The sequence below is a fragment of the Pacificibacter sp. genome, from assembly GCF_039769035.1.
In the GTDB taxonomy this organism is placed as follows: Bacteria; Pseudomonadota; Alphaproteobacteria; order Rhodobacterales; family Rhodobacteraceae; genus Celeribacter.
Map to the genome: position 1 here is coordinate 1 of NZ_JBDMZG010000097.1, position 16,753 is coordinate 16,753.

Consider the following 16,753-nt stretch of genomic DNA (forward strand, 5'->3'; position numbering starts at 1 on the left):
AAGGATGCAAAGAGCTCGACCCTTGGATTGTTTGGATTGGCACTGATGGACGCGCGCCCCTGCTCCAGAGCGATGAGGATGTCTTCCTTGGTACGAGATTTGGCAAAGATCCATGTCGTCGGCGTTCCAACGTAGTTCACCTCTGCCTCAAAACTCCGCTCTGCGATCACGTCATCTCCCTCAGGGCGTCCGTGATGGCTATCACTGCCACCGCGCGCACCGAGCATCCGCCCAGACAACAGCATATCGTCCCAAATGCGCACATTGGGAATGTTCACTGACCACTGACTTGTGTTCCAAACCTCAATTAAATCAGCAATATCAAAGGAGTACCCGTAATGATTGCTTTTGTTGGGGTGGTTGGCAGATAGGTGCAATCCCATCTCTTCTTTGAGCGCCAGCAAAGTCCAGTCGCGCGCATTGCGAGCGTCGAAAATCCGTTGGTGGTCGTATGGTTCGGGCGCAAAGAAGTTCACATGGCCACGCGGCGCCGTAAGCTCCGCCCCATAATACAGCAGCACACTGTCTGAACGATAGTCAGGGTCGGCCCATGTGCGCGCGGCGACAGCCCCAGCAACATGTACGTCGTGGTCGGTGACGACCAGATAATCAAACCCCTGAGCCTCGGCAAAACCGATAATTTTTGACATAGGATTGTTGCTTGAATCTTTGCTGTGGCGTGAATGCTAATGCCAATCACCTTTCACCGCGCGCACCTTGATCATGGGGTAAGGGCTTTGGAAGCTCGGTTGGAAGCAAGGGTCCGGGGTTTTGAGTATCAGCGTTCCAACGCGGCATAGGTCGTCCTCCATTTGGCGCGCTACGCGCACGCCCGCCCACATTTATGCTAACATATTGCCCCCGAGTGCAACGGCTTGCCGTGCAATTGACTTGAAAACAAAACACCTTTCCCTCATCAACGCCTTAGGCTCAAACTCAAGGCACATTATGTCGGGAAAACTCTCCACCCTTCTTCACGAACTTTACGAAGGCACGACCGTCCGCGCGCATAGGTTTCGTTACGCGCTATTGGCGTTTGACCTCACAACGATTTGCTTTGTGATTATGACGTCATTTATCACGCGCGAAGATTGGATTGGGTACGCCGATTTGATGTTTGGCGCCTTAATCTTGCTCGACTTCGCGTCACGGGTTTTCGTCGCCAAGAAGAAGCTCTTCTACCTCACGCGCCTGTCCACATTGGCAGATATTGCCGCGATGGTGTCGTTTCTCGCCCCTCTTGCGGGCGAAGGCCTTGGGTTCCTGAGAATTCTGCGCACGCTGCGGCTGCTGCACACCTATCAACTGATGAACCGGCTCCGCGTGGACTTTAAACTTTTTCGCAAACACGAAGAAGTCATTGTTGCCCTGATCAATCTCGCGGTGTTCATTTTCGTCACCACAGGACTGATCTATGCGCTTGAGCATGGCCACAACCCCCATATTCGCAACTATGCGGACGCGCTGTATTTCACCATCACCACCCTCACGACAACCGGCTTTGGCGACATCACGCTTGAGGGCACATCGGGCCGCATGGTGTCGATTGCGGTGATGTTCTTTGGGGTGACCTTGTTCTTACGTCTCGCGCAAGTGCTGTTCCGCCCGTCAAAGGTCAAAGTGCAATGCAGCACATGCGGCCTGCGCCTGCACGATGCGGACGCAGTACATTGCAAGCATTGCGGCGAATTTGTGCACATCGAAACCGAAGGCCTGCACTAAGCGCTTAAGCTTGCGCCCTATTCCACGGCCGAGCCCAGTAGCGCGGCGGCAGCTGCCAGCGCTGCGATGGCGCCAAAGGCAAGCACTGTCCCCCGCCCTTTGCCATCACGTCGGGCAAGCCCCGCTGCGATGGCAGCTTGTAAGGCATAATAAGCAGCGAAAGCTTTGGACGCCCAAGAAATGATCTGAAATACATCAGCGCCCCAAGTGATCGCGATCCCAAAGGCGACCAAAATCCCATAGCCAATTTTGACTGGCACCCGCCCGCGCGTCAGCTCAGAGATCAATCCCCCCGCGCCAGACGTATCGGCCACGGCCGCGGAAAACTGCGCCGCCAAAGCAGCGACCACCAACATAAGCGGCAACAAAGGCGCGACCAATGCCATCATGTCAATGATGGCGGTCTCCGACGTTTCGATGTCGTTGGAATGAAAAACATAAGCGATGAAAACGACGTAAATCATATAGATCGTGGTCGAGACCCATTGCGCAACGCGCATGGATTTGACGCGCGTTTGAGCATCATAGGTTTGGCCCAAATACCGTGAGGTTTCGAACCCTTGTACCGTGACCAAAAGCCCGAACAACAATCCGATGCCCGCCCAACCCGTTGTGGAGGCAGGCGCCAAAACAAGCGCGCCATTTTGCGCAGTCCCCGCAAAGAACCAGCCCAGACCAAACAATAATCCGCCGATAATCGACAGCTTGAGACCGACTGAAATTTGTTCAAGCCTTTCAAGCGCACGAAATCCTTTGGTCCAGCCGACAATCAAGATCAACGCATACACTGCCGAGGTCACGTACCGACCAGCCAACGCTGAGTCCCACGGCGTCAAGCTGACCGCAAAGGCCCCGAGCAAATTGAGGTAATAGGCCACAGACACAATATAGGCGAAGGCCAGTACCCAAGACGCGAGTGTTTCAACACGTGCCGACTTAGGGCCATGCGCAACGCGTTCCAATGACATGATATTGTACCGAATTGCTGCGCCAATGGCGTATGATGCTGCGCACAGCGCCGCCATCGCAACAGGTGTCCACGCACCATATGACAGCGCCAGAATGGGCCCTAAAACCAAAAAACCACTGCCAATGATAGAGGCCAACGGCGTAACAGACGCGCGCCAAAGCGGCGCACGTGACAGTCGTGGCCAGAGCAGAAGTGCGGCGACCAAAACGGTCGCCACAAAGATACCGATGGATTGCATCAATATGCCTTTCAAATGCAAAGGGGCGCATCAAATGTGCGCCCCCTTATGATCCGTTTTCTGCGATTCATTTACTGTTTCGCTTTTTCAATCTCGCGCCACTTCGCGACATTTGCGTTATGGTCCGCCAAGGTCACAGCAAAGGCATGACCACCGGTTCCATCTGCCACAAAGAAGATATACGGCGTTTCATCGGGATCCACGGCGGCCTCAAGAGATGCCAAACCAGGGTTGGCGATCGGGCTCGGGGGCAGCCCCGGAATCACATATGTATTGTGAGGCGTATTGCCTTGCAGTTCAGACCGGCGCAAACCACGGCCCAAAACACCTCTGCCTTCGGATGCGTCATACACAACTGTCGGATCCGTTTGCAGCCTCATACCCTGATTCAACCGGTTTACAAAAACGCTTGCCACTTGGCGGCGCTCTGTTGGAACGCCGGTTTCTTTTTCAATGATAGACGCCAAAACGAGCATTTCTTCGGGCGAAGAAATCGGCAAATCATCTGTACGTTTTGCCCAAATCTCAGCAATGCGTTTGTCCTGTGTCGCCACCATACGTGCCACCAAGTCATCAACATCAGAGCCCACTTTGACTTCATAGCTGTCAGGGGCCAATGAGCCCTCGACTGGCTTTTCATCATCTTCAATAGACCCAGAAATAAAATCAACGCCTTTGAGACTTTCAAGGACACGCCACACAGTTGTGCCCTCAGCCACAGAAATGCGGTACCGCGTGTCGCTGGCATCGCGCATTTTGATGTACTCTGCCGGCACCTCTGTCGCTTCATTGCCTGTCACATCAGGGTAAAAATCAGCCACCTTCGCATAAGATCCTGTCGCAGGATCGAGTTCACGCACCAAAACATCTGTGCGATTGACGCCGATCCGGTACACGATCTCCGTGCCACAGCTTGAGGCACCGCCGCGTGTCACAATGTCTACGATCTCTGTCATTGAGGCTTTTTCAGGGATCAAAAACGCGCCCGCTTTAAGCAGACTGCCTTTGTCCATGTAATCCGCACCGATACGAAAGATCGAACCGTTGGATACAGCCCCTTGGCGTTCCAATTGTTTGGATACACGGGTCATGTTCGATCCGGGTTCAACCCGAAGACAAATCGCCGAGGTCAGCGGACCTTCGGCCGTGTATTGCCCTTTGCCCCATGCAATCACCCCTGCCAAGATGGCAAGGGCGACAATCAGTAAAGACAGGGCATTAGAAGCGATGGCTCGCCACATCAGTCGGTAACCTTCTTAAGCACCAACGACGCATTTGTGCCGCCAAACCCAAAGGAATTGGACAAAGCGACATTGATTTCGCGTTCAACTTTTTTGTTTGGAGCAAGGTCCAATTTGGACTCAACAGCTGGGTTGTCCAAGTTGATCGTTGGCGGCGCAACCTGGTCGCGAATGGCCAAGATTGAGAAAATCGCCTCAACCGCGCCCGCAGCGCCCAACAGGTGACCAATAGATGATTTTGTCGACGACATTGTCGCCTTGCTTGCGGCATCGCCCAGCAGACGCTCAACGGCGCCAAGTTCAATCGTATCGGCCATGGTCGATGTACCATGCGCATTGATGTAATCCACATCGGATGGTTCAAGGCCCGCACGGTCCAGCGCGGCTTTCATCGCGCGGAAACCGCCGTCACCATCAGAGGCAGGTGCCGTAATGTGGTACGCGTCGCCAGACAGGCCGTAGCCAACAACTTCGGCGTAAATTTTCGCGCCCCGTGCTTTCGCGTGCTCAAATTCTTCCAATACAACGACGCCAGCGCCCTCACCCATGACGAACCCATCGCGGTCTTCGTCGTAAGGACGTGAAGCCGATTTTGGGTCATCGCTGCGTTTGGTGGATAGCGCTTTACATGCGTTAAAGCCCGCGATGCCAATCTCACAGATCGCCGCTTCCGCACCGCCTGCAACCATCACCTCTGCATCGCCCCATTGGATCAAACGCGCCGCATCGCCGATGGCATGCGCCCCTGTTGAACAGGCTGTCACAACAGAATGATTCGGGCCTTTGAAACCGTACTTGATAGAGACTTGACCAGAAATCAGGTTGATCAATGAGCCGGGAATAAAGAACGGCGATACACGGCGTGGGCCTTTTTCCTTCAGTATAATCGCGGTGTCCGCAATTGATGACAATCCACCGATGCCTGAGCCAAGCAAAACGCCAGTACGCAGCAAATCTTCTTCGCCCTCAGGCTTCCAATCGGCGTCAGTCAAAGCCTGTTCTGCAGCCGCGACACCGAACAAAATAAAGTCATCGACTTTCTTTTGCTCTTTTGGAGCCATCCAATCGCTCGGATTGAATGTGCCGTCTGTGCCGTCGCCGCGCTTTACTTCGCAAGCGTAATCCGTGCCCAGATGGCTCGCATCAAATCGTTGGATTGTGCCTGCGGCGGATTCACCTGCCAGCAAACGTGTCCAAGTTTCCTCAACACCACACGCAAGTGGTGATACCATTCCAAGTCCTGTGACAACTACTCGGCGCATTTCGGCCCCCTCATTTTTGATCGCTTTATCAATACACGCCCTTGGCGAGTGATGAAAGACCCCGCCGCAGTTCAGACGCAAAATCAGTTGGTCTTTACCAACCAGATATCGACGCTTTTCAAAGAATTGCAATATATGTGGCGCGTTTTCGCATATCGGCAGTGTATCACGCCGAATCTGTTCGCGCCCGACCAATCTATAGTATTGAAACAAAAACGGCGCCCCGAAGGACGCCGCATTTAAACCTATCTAAGTGGTAAACTTAGGAAGCTTCAGTGATGAATTTAACTGCATCGCCGAATGTTTGGATTGTTTCAGCTGCATCGTCTGGGATTTCAATGCCGAATTCTTCTTCGAACGCCATAACCAGCTCAACAGTGTCAAGGCTGTCTGCGCCAAGGTCGTCGATGAAAGACGCTGTCTCTGTTACTTTGTCTTCTTCGACGTCGAGATGCTCAACAACGATCTTTTTTACACGATCTGAAATGTCGCTCATGATATTTCCTCATAGTTTGTGGACCCGATGCCCAGCTTAAAGTGGCCCTCGGGCCTTTCAAAACACCGCAGCTCCCAATTGGAACCTACGGAACTTTATCGCGGCGACAAAGTGTCCCCACTGCGAATTCTTGCGTGCTAATAGCACAAAGTTTACCAGTGGCAAACGATTTGTACTGATTTGAGCACATAGCAGCTATGGTTCAAGGGCAGGTCTGAAAATTTCCGCAAAACCGACAGTCCTTATAGGAGCATCTCGCTGACGGTTTCAGACACCGTTGCGCCCTTAAACCATAAAAGCCTTAGAGCATTGCCATACCGCCATTGACGTGAACCGTCGCGCCGGTGGTGTAGCCCGCTTCGTCAGAAGCAAGATATAGCACAGAGGCTGCGATTTCTTTGGGCGTCCCCATGCGGGCAGCAGGAATCTGCGTGTTGATTTTCTCTTTTTGATCATCAGTCAACTTGTCTGTCATCGCAGTGGCGATAAAACCCGGTGCCACACAGTTTACAGTGATCCCGCGCGATGCGACTTCGTAGGCCAATGACTTCGACATGCCCACAACGCCCGCTTTAGACGCCGCATAGTTGCCCTGACCAGGGTTACCTGTCGCGCCCACGATGCTTGAGATGTTGATGATCCGGCCCCAACGCGCCTTCATCATCGGACGCAGAACGCCCTTACACAGACGCATGGTAGATGTGAGGTTCACGTTCAAAACACTGTCCCACTCGTCATCTGACATGCGCATAAACAAGTTGTCGCGGGTGATACCTGCGTTGTTTACCAAAATATCAACAGACCCCATGGCTTCTGCTGCCGCTTTCGGCAATGCCACAACACTGTCTTTATCGCTCAAATTGCACGGCAAAACATGCGCGCGCTCGCCAAGTTCAGCCGCCAAAGCTTCGAGCGGTTCAACGCGCGTGCCAGACAGACCAACGGTTGCGCCAGCCGCGTGCAGTGCCTTGGCGATTTCGCCACCGATGCCACCAGACGCGCCAGTGATAAGTGCGTTTTTACCTGTAAGATCAAACATGTAATATTCCTTCCTCAGAAAAGGCTCGAAGCCCTCGTTCTATGTTTTTTTCGGACTAGCCTTTGAGCTTGGCGATATCGTCGGGCGAGCCAACAGCACTACAAGCGATTGAGCGTTCGATGCGGCGGATCATGCCTGACAGCGCTTTGCCCGCGCCCACCTCAAAGATCTCAGTCACACCGTTTTCAGCCATAAAGCCGACGCTTTCGCGCCAGCGCACGGATCCAGTCACCTGCTCAACCAAAAGCGAACGGATCACCGCGGGATCTGTCACAGCCGCGGCGCGGACATTGGCAACCAAAGGCACGCTTGGCGTCAAAATATCAACATCATCAAGCGCTTCCGCCATCACCTTCGCGGCAGGCTCCATCAATGCACAATGGAACGGTGCGGAGACTGGCAACAAGACAGCGCGTTTTGCGCCTTTGGCTTTGGCAATCTCGCAGGCGCGTTCAACGGCAGCTTTATGTCCTGACACAACAACCTGACCTGGATCATTGTCGTTGGCCGCCTGCACAACTTCGCCGTCCTCAGCAGCTTCATCGGCAACCTCTTTCACAGTCTCGAAATCGAGGCCAAGCAAAGCCGCCATAGCGCCAACGCCAACGGGCACAGCCTGCTGCATTGCCAAACCACGTGTGCGCAACAAACGTGCCGTGTCAGCAATGGTCAACGCCCCAGCGGCGGCCAAAGCGGAATATTCACCAAGCGAATGCCCCGCCACATATGACGCCTGCTCAAGCCCCAAGCCTTCAGCTTCAAGGGCGCGCATCGCCGCCAATGATGTCGCCATCAAAGCGGGTTGTGCGTTTTGCGTCAGCGTCAACGTCTCCGCGTCACCTTCCCAAACAAGGGCGGACAGTTTTTCACCAAGTGCGTCATCCACTTCATCAAAAACAGCTTTCGCTTCTGGGTAAGCCTCTGCAAGTGCCTTGCCCATACCAATCGTTTGGGCACCCTGCCCTGGAAAAACCAATGCGCGCATCATTTTGCCCCTGTGTTTTTATACTGCGTTTGTTCAACTGCGTTTCTCAATGAACGAGGCCATAACGACCTGTTCTAACGGGTCTAACGATCTGCGCCGCCTACGGCAAGTCAAACGGGCGCCAAAACCCCATTGTTTTCAGCTCATTTGGGTGCAAAACACCGTTGGAAACGCGGCGGACATCGTCAAATGCAATCGAAACAGATGCTAAATTTAATGACACTTGAAAAACCGCGCAATAAGACGCTCAAAAGGGCCGCAAACCCCTTGCGTTCTTGCGTTTGGCCCGTATAAGGGCACATCCGTTCCGCACTGATATGAACCAGCGCAGTCTCTCGTGGTCGAGCACGTGGAAACGGAAAATGCTCGGACCTATGAAATGCGCTTTAATAGCACTGGAGCTCTCATGCCACTATACGAGCATGTCTTCATTTCGCGTCAGGACTTGTCCAACGCACAAGCCGAGAGCCTTGTTGAGCACTTCTCAACTGTTCTTGCAGACAACGGCGGCAAAGTCGTTTTCTCTGAATACTGGGGCGTCAAAACGATGGCCTACAAAATCAACAAGAACCGCAAAGGTCACTACGCGTTCATGCGTACTGAGTCCCCTTCTGCTGGTATTCTTGAAATGGAACGCCTTATGCGCCTGCACGACGACGTGATGCGTATCTTGACCATCAAAGTTGACGAGCACGCTGAAGGTCCATCCGTTCAGATGCAAAAACGTGACGAGCGCGAACCGCGCCGTGAACGTCGTTAATCGTCAGCTAAGGAAAGGACCACATCATGGCCGCTAAACCATTCTTCCGCCGCCGCAAAGTCTGCCCATTCTCTGGCGACAATGCACCTGCGATCGATTACAAAGACACACGTCTTTTGCAACGCTACATCTCTGAGCGTGGCAAAATCGTTCCATCCCGTATCACTGCAGTATCTGCGAAAAAACAGCGTGAATTGGCTCGTGCCATCAAACGCGCTCGTTTCCTCGCGCTTCTGCCATACGCTGTTAAGTAAGGGGCTTATACAATGAAAGTTATCCTTCTTGAACGCGTCGCAAAACTCGGCCAAATGGGCGATGTTGTTGCAGTAAAAGACGGCTACGCGCGCAACTTCTTGTTGCCACAAGCAAAAGCTCTTCGTGCGAACGATGCAAACATCGCATCTTTCGAAGCACAAAAAGTTCAGCTTGAAGCACGTAACTTAGAGACCAAAAAAGAAGCAGAAGCAGCTGCTGCGAAATTGGACGGACAGCAGTTCGTTATCATTCGCTCTGCGTCTGACTCTGGTGCGCTCTACGGTTCCGTCACACCTCGTGACGCGGCTGAAGCTGCTGAAGCTGAAGGCTTCACAGTGGATCGCAAACAGGTTGCTTTGAAAGCTCCAATCAAAGATTTGGGTCTTCACGAAGTTGCTGTTGTTCTTCACGCTGAAGTTGAAGCAACCATCGTTCTGAACGTTGCACGCTCCACTGAAGAAGCTGAACTGCAAGCTGAAGGTAAATCCATTCAGCAACTCGCAGCAGAAGCTGAAGCAGAAGCTGAATTCGAAATCTCCGAATTGTTCGACGAAATCGGCGCAGCCGCTGACGAAGACTTTGGTGACGACGAAGCACCTGCTGCTGAAACAGCTGAGGCTGCTGAAGAAGAGTAATCTTCCTGCGCAGTTACGTATTAGAAAGGCCTCGCTTGTGCGGGGCCTTTTTTTATGCGCGCAGCCAAACGCCCTGCCCCGAGCGAACTGGCGAGCATTGCACGGGAAAGCTCTGTCATTGCTTTTGAGGCCCTTTGCGTGACATTCTAAGACAACACTCACAATCCGAAGGACCTACATCATGGAAACCACAGTGGAACCTTTCAACATTCTTGCTGTCATTGTCGGCGCCATTGTGGCGTTTTTGGTCGGCTGGATTTGGTACGGGCCGCTCTTCGGCAAAAAATGGGCCGAGGGCTCTGGCGTCGAACTTGGGTCAGCCAGTTCCATGCCTATCTTTGCCATGGTCGCGCAATTTGTCGCTCTTCTGACCCTCTCAATCGTTGTGGGCATCACTGCCACCACAAGCGCCTTGTTCACCGCCCTCTTCGCCATCCTTGCGGCGGCGTTGTTTGTGACCTCTGCAGGGGCATTTGTGAAAAAGTCCAACGAAGCAATCGCGATTGACTTTGGCTTTATCGTTATTGCTGGCGTGGTGATGATCCTCTGCCAAGGGCTGCTTTAAACTTCTGGCAACTCATAAGAAAAGATCAAAGGCCGTCCGTCATTGGGCGGCCTTTTGCTTTTGACCAGATTGGCACTTTTGCTTACGGGCGGATTGGGTCAGTATCTGAACATCTAATCAGGAGACCAAAATGCAACTTCCCCGTCGTACCTTTATGTTATCCGCTTTGGCACTGGCGGCCTGTGGGCGTCGGGACAAGAACGTCTCACGACGTGGGTATAACCCGCCCTTGTTTCCAAATGAGACGCCTGAGCTGCGCGCATTGATCAACAAATGGGCTGATTTTTATGACATCCCGCGCGAGTTGGTCCATCGCCAAGCCGTACGCGAAAGCACGCACCGCCCGTGGGCGCGCAATGGGCCGTACTGGGGATTGCTGCAAATCCTCCCCCAGACCGCACGCACCATGGGCCATCGCGGTTCCCCAGAGTCATTGCTAGATCCAGATGTGAACCTGAAATACGCGGGCAAATATCTCAAGGGCGCCTATTTGGTGTCTGGCGGTGATATTGAAGACGCTATGGGCTGGTACGCGCGCGGCTATTACTATGAGGCTAAGCGGCTTGGGCTTTTGTATGAAACGGGGCTGCGTAGCTAAGGCCCCGCGACGGTTCGACCAACAGGTCGACCCTCAACTCAAACTGGATAGATTTATAGCCACCAGCGCACCAACGCCGAAGTTAAAATTACCCTATAAAAAAAGGCCGCCCCTAACAAAAGGAGCGGCCTTAATTTCTAACAACCTATCATCGCGGTATCAATACTGGCCACCGCGCCTCGCGGTTATGCGTCGTCGAGCGCTTCGACAGCTTTTTCGAGGTCTTCTTTAGAGACTTCTTTTTCTGTCACGTCAGCGTTTTCAGCGATCCAGTCGACAACTTTGTCTTCAAAGATTGGCGCTTGGAGTTGCTGGCGCATTTGTGGGTTTTGTTGAACGAATTCAAAGAACTGACGCTCTTGACCTGGGTACTGACGCGCTTGGTTCATAACCGCTTGTGTCAGCTCAGCATCTGTAACTTCGATTTCTTGTTTCTGACCGAGGTCAGCCAACAAGAGACCCAAACGCACGCGGCGTTCAGCCAAAGACGTGTGCTCTTCAGTTGTCTCGATCTCAGGGTGATCGTGACCTTCAACTTCTGGGTTGTCTTCGTGCCACAGCTGGTGCGCGATTTGGTTCGCTTCAGCTTCGACCAGTGACGGTGGAAGTTCGAAAGACACTTTGCCGTCGAGCTGGTCAAGAAGCGCACGCTTCATGATCGCGCGAGACGCACCAGCGTATTCGCCTTCAAGACGCTCGGATACTTGAGCTGTCAAAGCTGCAAGATCTTCTGCGCCGAATTTTTTGGCCAATTCGTCATCGATTGCAGCATCTGCAGGGGCTTTCACCTCTTTGATTTTGCATTCGAAAACAGCAGCTTTGCCAGCAAGGTTTTCTGCGCCGTATTCCTCAGGGAATGTCACTTCGACGTTTTTCTCTTCGCCAGCTTTTGAGCCTACGAGCTGCTCTTCAAAGCCTGGGATGAAAGAGCCGGACCCCAAAACGAGTGGGTAATCTTCAGCTGCGCCACCGTCGAATGCTTCGCCGTCAACTTTGCCCAAGAAGTCAAACACAACTTGGTCGCCGTCAGCCGCTTCGCCGTCTTTGGTTTCGAAGTTCTGAGCTGTTTTCGCGAGGTTTGCGAGGGCTTCGTTCACTTCTTCGTCTGTGGCTTTCACAACGAGTTTTTCGAGTTTCACGTCGGACAGATCAGCCTCTGGAATTTCTGGAAGCGCTTCGTATGTCACGTTAACAACAACGTCGTCGCCTTCTTTCCAGTCTTCGCCGCCGTCCATTTTGACGTCTGGCTGGCCCGCAGGGCGGTCGCCGGATGTTTCAAAGTGATCGGACATAGCCGCATCAACAGATTCTTGCATCGCTTCGCCAAGAACTTTTGGACCGAATTGCTTTTTGAGCATCGCCATAGGCACTTTGCCTTTGCGGAAACCCTTCATTTCGATTTCTGGCTGCGCTTCTTTGAGCTTTGCGTTTACTTTTTCGTCAAGCTGAGCTGCAGTGATAGTGATCTGATAGCCGCGCTTCAGACCTTCGTTGAGGGTCTCGGTGACCTGCATGTTGGCGTCCTTTATTGTTCGTCTAGACTTTACGTCATCCTCAGACCACCCATGAGGCAGCCTTATAAATCAGGGGTTCTTCTAGGGTGTCATTTGCGCGCATGCAAGACGATTCCACAGACCGCGCCCATGGTCGCCGTTTATGAGCCGATTTGTAGGGGTTTCTATCGTTTCACCGCCACGATTTGTGCAAATATCGGTGGCGGCGCCACAATGCCCTGTGTGGTTGCCTGTGACGGCACAGGCCCACAGTTCGCCGGCCTGTGCTGAATGGTTTACGCTTTGCGCTCAACTTTGCGCGGCTGTGCTATTGGTGCGCCCGCTTGGGTGAACAGCGGATTGGGACTGCCGCGCCCGCGCAGCTTCCAACTTAAGACCAGACCCATCAACCTAAGGGATATGCCAAGCGGGAATGCGTTGCGTTTTTGATCCGATGGCCAATTGTCCCAAGCGTATTGGGTTTGACAATGCGCCCGCACAGGCCCGAGGTCTTCGGCTTTTGTCTCCAGATCCGTTTCGACAAAAGCATGGATAAGTCCAATCATTGGGAATTTGGGCGAAACGGTGTTCCCAATCGGCGTATTGCAGCACGCCGCGTACCATCGAAAAGTCCCCTTCTCGGATATATGCAAACAAGCGATATGGTCATGACCTTGGGTCAACTGCACCCGCGCGGGTGCGAGTTGGAAAAGCTCGGTTCCCCCAAATTCATTCAACACACGATCTTCCGCACCGAGTTCACGCGCAAATGCCTGACAATCGCTGCAATAACAGACCACTCGATTGCTTGAAGATGGCGTCACTGTTTTCGCGATGCCTTTGACGGTGCCACACTGGCAGCTGAGAGTGAGATCACACAAGTGAGGGCTCCTGACGGGAAGAATGTTGGGGCGTTGTTAGCATATGCATGTTCGGTTGACGAATGTCACGCGGCCGCAGTCATCAACATCACCACCGCAAGGTACAAGCTCGGCATTGTGCCGCAAACAAACGCCGGCACACGGACAAACGGAATGCCGGTGTAGTACAGAATGGCAAAGGCAGCCCTGCCCAGAACGATCAAAAGGAGCAATGTCGAGGTGGTACTGTCCGTGAGGCCAAGAAACTGAGCAGCGACCAGTACAGGCACAATATAGGCGGCGCTTTCGGTTTGGTTTTGCACAGCCCGACCGACCCGAACCCCAAAGGCAGACAGCGGCACTGCGGGTCGATTGGCAGAGAACCCAAAACCGAAGCCCTGCGTGGCATAGGTGTACATGATCTGAAATCCGATCATCGCGATGGAGATCACGGCGTAGGCGCAAAGTGCTGCGATAGGTGTCATCGGTATTCTCTCTTTTAACTTGCGACGTGTTGGGCTTTGGCGCCGTAGCGTCGCGGGGAGTTGCATTTAGGCGTTCAAGTGAGTAGTATCTAGTCGATTGGATAGATTTATCTAGTCAATTGGATAGACGTCAAGAGATGGGTATGTAATTTTGGCCAGATCACGGAAACTTGATAGTGAAACAGCCCTGCGCGCGGCGGGCCTCGCCTTCATGGAATGCGGTTACGCAGGCATGAGCACGCGCGATCTGGAGGAGCGAAGCGGCATCACCAGATTCACCTTGCAAACGACATACGGGGGCAAGAAAGCGTTGTTTCTGATGACCCTTGATCACTACCTTGATGAGCTTCTGCCGTGGATCAGCGCGTCGATGGATGGGCGCGGCATCGCTGGAATCGCCGCATTTTTTCACATGCGCGCAGATGACGAGCAGATGCCGGCGCAAGGGCGGTTCGGCTGTTTGATGGTGAACGCTTTGACAGAGTTCGGCGCCACAGATCCCGACATTGCGGCGCGATCCGAACGATACTTTGACACGCTGCGCACCGCATTCACATTGGCGCTGACAGAATCGCAAGACACTGGTGCATTACCGAAGTCGGTGGATGTCGCAGGTGTGGCAGAGGGGCTTTTGGCCAGCATCCTTGGGCTTAATACATTTATACGCACCTCAGGCACGAACGGCGCTGGGGCACAAATGGCCGCAGGGATCGCTGAGTCGCTTTTGCGGCTACAAACACCCGATCCCGAATGAGCCGCCTGCCCTATTGCTTGTGTGGCGCGAGCTTCCACTGCAGTGCGCCACAAGCGCCCACAAATATGGCAACACAAATAGCCCACACTATGCCACTGAGCGTCAAAATCCAAATTCCGCCGATCAGCAAAACCAAAGTCGCTAAGACCCACACCATGTCCCCCACTGCAAAGGCCAAAATAAGAAGCCTTTCAGGCTTTGTACGCAAACTTGTCCAAACCAATGCGACGGCATTCACCAACAGACCAACGCCCAGAACCTGCAACACAACGACAGGAGGATCACCAATAAAGGCAGAGGCACCCGTGGCAAAACAGGCGAAGATCGCACCAAAGACACCGCATGACGCAGCATTCGCTCTTAAGACATGTCGTAGCATTTGTATTCCTTACCGCACCTTGTTAACTTAGTTGACAAAATACCGAAGGAACACAACATGTCAACCGAGTTTACAAGATTGTCTCCAAATGCAGGATATGAACTGGTCGACAGTCATGCGCTGTCCTTCACGCAAGCAGCAGATTCCTTTCGCGACCGCATGGTTCACTGGCTGCTGTCCAGACTGCACGACGACGGCTTTCCGGAGCTAAAATCTGGTCAGCTCACGTTCTTAGGGTCATTGGATTGCGGAGCAAATTTCGCAGCCGAATTGGCGCGCAGACTGCGGATTTCGAGACAAGCTGTGCACAAAACAGTCAAAGACCTTGAGGCGGCCGGCTGGCTTACGACCCAGCCCGACGCCGAGCTCGGCAATCAACGCGTCATTGTTTTCACAGATGAAGGTGAGCGGATGATGGCCTGCGCCAGAGCTCATTTTCTCACTCTAGACACTCAGCTGATGCAGACGTTTGGCGCAGAAAAACTGGCCGCAGTCCGCGACGTGTTGAACTTTGACCCCGACGCTCCAAATGCCTGAGCAGCACATCGCAAGACCCTTGCGCGGCGCAAGCCTTGCGCTACCGATACGCGCGGGCAAAACCTAATGGAATATGTCGCAACCTATTTTAAGTCTGCAAATGAAGCGCCGCTAAACGCGTCACACTGTGCAAACAACGATTTCTAAAGCTGACATACACGCTCTAGTTTTCACATCTAAGCAGAGGCGCGTTTTACGATCTTGAAGCCAATGTTATTGACGGCGACAGGCTGGCCAGTTTCATCAATGCGCGCCAACAAAGCATCTGCGGCTTCGCATCCAAGACGGGTGCGATCAATGGCAACGGTGGTCAGCGCGGGCTCTAGATCTTGCGCGTAATCTTGATCACCGAACCCCATAATGGCTAGTTCATCCGGAACAGAGATACCCCTCGCTTGGGCCTCGATCAGCGCACCTTGCGCCAGAAAATCCGAACTACAAAAGATCGCACCAGAGGTGAGGCCGTGCTGCTCAATAAGGTGCGTCAGAGCTTGCCGTCCTGCGCGAATACTGGCGGGACCGCCGGTATTGGCGTCGCCAACAATCGCTCCACCGCGGCGCGTAAATTGCTCAGAGAATGCAGCTTGCCGTCGGCGTGCGCGCTCGTCTTGAGCCGTGATGGTGGCCGCCTGCACGTTCCCTTGATCAAACAAAAAATCTGCCGCACGGTGTCCTGCTTCGACGTGATCAAAGCCGACACACATTTCAACTGGGCTGTCTGTGATGTCCCAAACTTCGACAATGGGAATGCCCGCGCCCATAAGCATACGGCGCGCCTGAACGCTATGATGAATACCGGTCAGCAAAATAGCATCGGGGCGCCGCGAAAGGTGTGTCGATATCAACGCCTCTTCGGCTGACTGCTCGAACCCAGTTTCTGACAGCAAAATTTGATACCCATGTTCACGGAATTTTTCAGAAAATGCAGTGATAAACGAGGAATAGACCACATTGGTCAAAGATGGGATCAATGCCGAAATCAATCGCGATTTTTTCGACGCAAGTGCACCAGCCAGTGCATTGGGCACAAAACCGGTCATCTTTATAGCTTCGTTGATCCGTCGCAGGGTTTCAGGCGACACCTTATCAGGGTGTGAGAGCGCGCGTGACACTGTGACCTGCGAAACGCCAGCCATACGACCAACTGCCGCCATCGTCACTTGGCCTTTGCCTGCTTTTGTTATGTCACTTTTAGCCATGTGCCATAATTGAAAATCGCGCGCGCTCATGCAAGGGCTATTTGGCCATATCTTGGCCCCGTTTCTTGCGATTCAAGAACATCGATCCAAGCAACGACCCAAGTATTAAAACCCAAAGAACGCCTGCAATCCAACTTTTGGTAAAGAAGATCGTCAGATCACCAAATGACTCAAGACTTTTGACAAAATACACCTCTGCAGATGGCCCCAAGATAAAGCCGATGATAAAAGGGGCAACTTCAAGACGCAGCTTGGTGGCGAGCCAACCAAACAGTCCAAA

Annotated in this window: 20 protein-coding genes and 1 pseudogene; 8 read left to right on the top strand and 13 right to left on the bottom strand. The window is 53.2% G+C overall.

Going from position 1 to position 16,753, the window contains the following annotated elements:
• Positions 1–650, bottom strand: a 650-nt coding sequence (locus ABF287_RS09055) for a hypothetical protein (protein ID WP_347184689.1), incomplete at its 3' end; no start/stop codon positions are given.
• A 298-nt stretch (positions 651–948) separates the two neighbouring features.
• Here ABF287_RS09055 and ABF287_RS09060 point away from each other — a divergent pair.
• Complete coding sequence (locus ABF287_RS09060; RefSeq protein WP_347184690.1) at positions 949–1,722, top strand: potassium channel family protein; 774 nt, start codon at positions 949–951, stop codon at positions 1,720–1,722.
• 17 nt (positions 1,723–1,739) lie between these two features.
• On the opposite strand, the gene ABF287_RS09065 is transcribed toward ABF287_RS09060, so the two are convergent.
• From ABF287_RS09065 to fabD, 6 genes are all read right to left on the bottom strand, one after another.
• On the bottom strand, positions 1,740–2,930 hold the full coding sequence (locus tag ABF287_RS09065; RefSeq protein ID WP_347184691.1) for a hypothetical protein: 1,191 nt from the start codon (positions 2,928–2,930) through the stop codon (positions 1,740–1,742).
• Between the two features lie 71 nt (positions 2,931–3,001).
• Entirely contained in the window at positions 3,002–4,171 is a 1,170-nt protein-coding gene (gene mltG, locus ABF287_RS09070; protein WP_347184692.1) for an endolytic transglycosylase MltG, read from the bottom strand.
• Positions 4,171–5,433, bottom strand: a complete 1,263-nt coding sequence (fabF, locus tag ABF287_RS09075; RefSeq protein WP_347184693.1) for a beta-ketoacyl-ACP synthase II — start codon at positions 5,431–5,433, stop codon at positions 4,171–4,173. The genes mltG and fabF overlap by 1 nt, the downstream gene beginning before the upstream one ends.
• Positions 5,434–5,695: 262 nt before the next feature.
• Positions 5,696–5,929 (bottom strand): acyl carrier protein, encoded by a 234-nt coding sequence (locus tag ABF287_RS09080; RefSeq protein WP_215945513.1) that lies wholly within the window; start codon positions 5,927–5,929, stop codon positions 5,696–5,698.
• A 301-nt stretch (positions 5,930–6,230) separates the two neighbouring features.
• A complete protein-coding gene (fabG, locus tag ABF287_RS09085) occupies positions 6,231–6,968 on the bottom strand; it encodes a 3-oxoacyl-[acyl-carrier-protein] reductase (protein WP_347184694.1) in 738 nt (245 codons plus the stop codon).
• Between the two features lie 55 nt (positions 6,969–7,023).
• Positions 7,024–7,956: an ACP S-malonyltransferase gene (gene fabD, locus ABF287_RS09090; protein WP_347184695.1), complete on the bottom strand. Its 933-nt coding sequence runs from the start codon at positions 7,954–7,956 to the stop codon at positions 7,024–7,026.
• 403 nt (positions 7,957–8,359) lie between these two features.
• On the opposite strand from fabD, the gene rpsF reads away from it, so the two are divergent.
• The 5 genes from rpsF to ABF287_RS09115 all read left to right on the top strand — a co-directional run bounded on the left by rpsF (position 8,360) and on the right by ABF287_RS09115 (position 10,766).
• A complete protein-coding gene (gene rpsF, locus ABF287_RS09095; RefSeq protein ID WP_347184696.1) occupies positions 8,360–8,713 on the top strand; it encodes a 30S ribosomal protein S6 in 354 nt (117 codons plus the stop codon).
• A 26-nt stretch (positions 8,714–8,739) separates the two neighbouring features.
• Positions 8,740–8,967 (top strand): 30S ribosomal protein S18, encoded by a 228-nt coding sequence (gene rpsR, locus ABF287_RS09100; protein ID WP_005852865.1) that lies wholly within the window; start codon positions 8,740–8,742, stop codon positions 8,965–8,967.
• A 12-nt stretch (positions 8,968–8,979) separates the two neighbouring features.
• Positions 8,980–9,603, top strand: a complete 624-nt coding sequence (gene rplI / locus ABF287_RS09105; protein WP_347184697.1) for a 50S ribosomal protein L9 — start codon at positions 8,980–8,982, stop codon at positions 9,601–9,603.
• A 181-nt stretch (positions 9,604–9,784) separates the two neighbouring features.
• Positions 9,785–10,168 carry a DUF1761 domain-containing protein gene (locus tag ABF287_RS09110; RefSeq protein WP_347184698.1) on the top strand — a complete coding sequence of 128 codons (384 nt, stop codon included), beginning with the start codon at positions 9,785–9,787 and terminating at the stop codon, positions 10,166–10,168.
• A gap of 130 nt (positions 10,169–10,298) precedes the next feature.
• The gene (locus ABF287_RS09115; RefSeq protein WP_347184699.1) at positions 10,299–10,766 is read left to right on the top strand and encodes a lytic transglycosylase domain-containing protein; all 468 of its coding nucleotides are present in this window, start codon (positions 10,299–10,301) and stop codon (positions 10,764–10,766) included.
• Positions 10,767–10,951: 185 nt separating this feature from the next.
• Here ABF287_RS09115 and tig read toward each other — a convergent pair whose 3' ends face one another.
• The 3 genes from tig to ABF287_RS09130 all read right to left on the bottom strand — a co-directional run bounded on the left by tig (position 10,952) and on the right by ABF287_RS09130 (position 13,604).
• On the bottom strand, positions 10,952–12,280 hold the full coding sequence (gene tig / locus ABF287_RS09120; RefSeq protein WP_347184700.1) for a trigger factor: 1,329 nt from the start codon (positions 12,278–12,280) through the stop codon (positions 10,952–10,954).
• A 275-nt stretch (positions 12,281–12,555) separates the two neighbouring features.
• Entirely contained in the window at positions 12,556–13,140 is a 585-nt protein-coding gene (locus tag ABF287_RS09125; protein ID WP_347184701.1) for a DUF6151 family protein, read from the bottom strand.
• A 65-nt stretch (positions 13,141–13,205) separates the two neighbouring features.
• Positions 13,206–13,604: an MAPEG family protein gene (locus ABF287_RS09130; protein ID WP_347184702.1), complete on the bottom strand. Its 399-nt coding sequence runs from the start codon at positions 13,602–13,604 to the stop codon at positions 13,206–13,208.
• Between the two features lie 151 nt (positions 13,605–13,755).
• On the opposite strand from ABF287_RS09130, the gene ABF287_RS09135 reads away from it, so the two are divergent.
• Positions 13,756–14,358: a TetR/AcrR family transcriptional regulator gene (locus tag ABF287_RS09135; protein WP_347184703.1), complete on the top strand. Its 603-nt coding sequence runs from the start codon at positions 13,756–13,758 to the stop codon at positions 14,356–14,358.
• Between the two features lie 10 nt (positions 14,359–14,368).
• Here ABF287_RS09135 and ABF287_RS09140 read toward each other — a convergent pair whose 3' ends face one another.
• On the bottom strand, positions 14,369–14,737 hold the full coding sequence (locus ABF287_RS09140; RefSeq protein WP_347184704.1) for a hypothetical protein: 369 nt from the start codon (positions 14,735–14,737) through the stop codon (positions 14,369–14,371).
• Between the two features lie 57 nt (positions 14,738–14,794).
• Here ABF287_RS09140 and ABF287_RS09145 point away from each other — a divergent pair, with 57 nt between their 5' ends.
• Positions 14,795–15,274, top strand: a complete 480-nt coding sequence (locus ABF287_RS09145) for a MarR family winged helix-turn-helix transcriptional regulator (RefSeq protein ID WP_347184705.1) — start codon at positions 14,795–14,797, stop codon at positions 15,272–15,274.
• A gap of 176 nt (positions 15,275–15,450) precedes the next feature.
• Here ABF287_RS09145 and ABF287_RS09150 read toward each other — a convergent pair whose 3' ends face one another.
• Together ABF287_RS09150 and ABF287_RS09155 are read right to left on the bottom strand one after the other, a co-directional pair.
• Entirely contained in the window at positions 15,451–16,473 is a 1,023-nt protein-coding gene (locus ABF287_RS09150) for a LacI family DNA-binding transcriptional regulator (protein WP_347184706.1), read from the bottom strand.
• A 37-nt stretch (positions 16,474–16,510) separates the two neighbouring features.
• Positions 16,511–16,753, bottom strand: a pseudogene (locus ABF287_RS09155) (hypothetical protein); the annotation flags it as partial.

Coding starts and splice junctions, on each gene's coding strand:
- ABF287_RS09060 (WP_347184690.1), top strand. CDS start 949: ATGTCGGGAAAACTCTCCACCCTTCTTCACGAACTTTACGAAGGCACG.
- ABF287_RS09065 (WP_347184691.1), bottom strand. CDS start 2,930: ATGCAATCCATCGGTATCTTTGTGGCGACCGTTTTGGTCGCCGCACTT.
- mltG (WP_347184692.1), bottom strand. CDS start 4,171: ATGTGGCGAGCCATCGCTTCTAATGCCCTGTCTTTACTGATTGTCGCC.
- fabF (WP_347184693.1), bottom strand. CDS start 5,433: ATGCGCCGAGTAGTTGTCACAGGACTTGGAATGGTATCACCACTTGCG.
- ABF287_RS09080 (WP_215945513.1), bottom strand. CDS start 5,929: ATGAGCGACATTTCAGATCGTGTAAAAAAGATCGTTGTTGAGCATCTC.
- fabG (WP_347184694.1), bottom strand. CDS start 6,968: ATGTTTGATCTTACAGGTAAAAACGCACTTATCACTGGCGCGTCTGGT.
- fabD (WP_347184695.1), bottom strand. CDS start 7,956: ATGATGCGCGCATTGGTTTTTCCAGGGCAGGGTGCCCAAACGATTGGT.
- rpsF (WP_347184696.1), top strand. CDS start 8,360: ATGCCACTATACGAGCATGTCTTCATTTCGCGTCAGGACTTGTCCAAC.
- rpsR (WP_005852865.1), top strand. CDS start 8,740: ATGGCCGCTAAACCATTCTTCCGCCGCCGCAAAGTCTGCCCATTCTCT.
- rplI (WP_347184697.1), top strand. CDS start 8,980: ATGAAAGTTATCCTTCTTGAACGCGTCGCAAAACTCGGCCAAATGGGC.
- ABF287_RS09110 (WP_347184698.1), top strand. CDS start 9,785: ATGGAAACCACAGTGGAACCTTTCAACATTCTTGCTGTCATTGTCGGC.
- ABF287_RS09115 (WP_347184699.1), top strand. CDS start 10,299: ATGCAACTTCCCCGTCGTACCTTTATGTTATCCGCTTTGGCACTGGCG.
- tig (WP_347184700.1), bottom strand. CDS start 12,280: ATGCAGGTCACCGAGACCCTCAACGAAGGTCTGAAGCGCGGCTATCAG.
- ABF287_RS09130 (WP_347184702.1), bottom strand. CDS start 13,604: ATGACACCTATCGCAGCACTTTGCGCCTACGCCGTGATCTCCATCGCG.
- ABF287_RS09140 (WP_347184704.1), bottom strand. CDS start 14,737: ATGCTACGACATGTCTTAAGAGCGAATGCTGCGTCATGCGGTGTCTTT.
- ABF287_RS09145 (WP_347184705.1), top strand. CDS start 14,795: ATGTCAACCGAGTTTACAAGATTGTCTCCAAATGCAGGATATGAACTG.
- ABF287_RS09150 (WP_347184706.1), bottom strand. CDS start 16,473: ATGGCTAAAAGTGACATAACAAAAGCAGGCAAAGGCCAAGTGACGATG.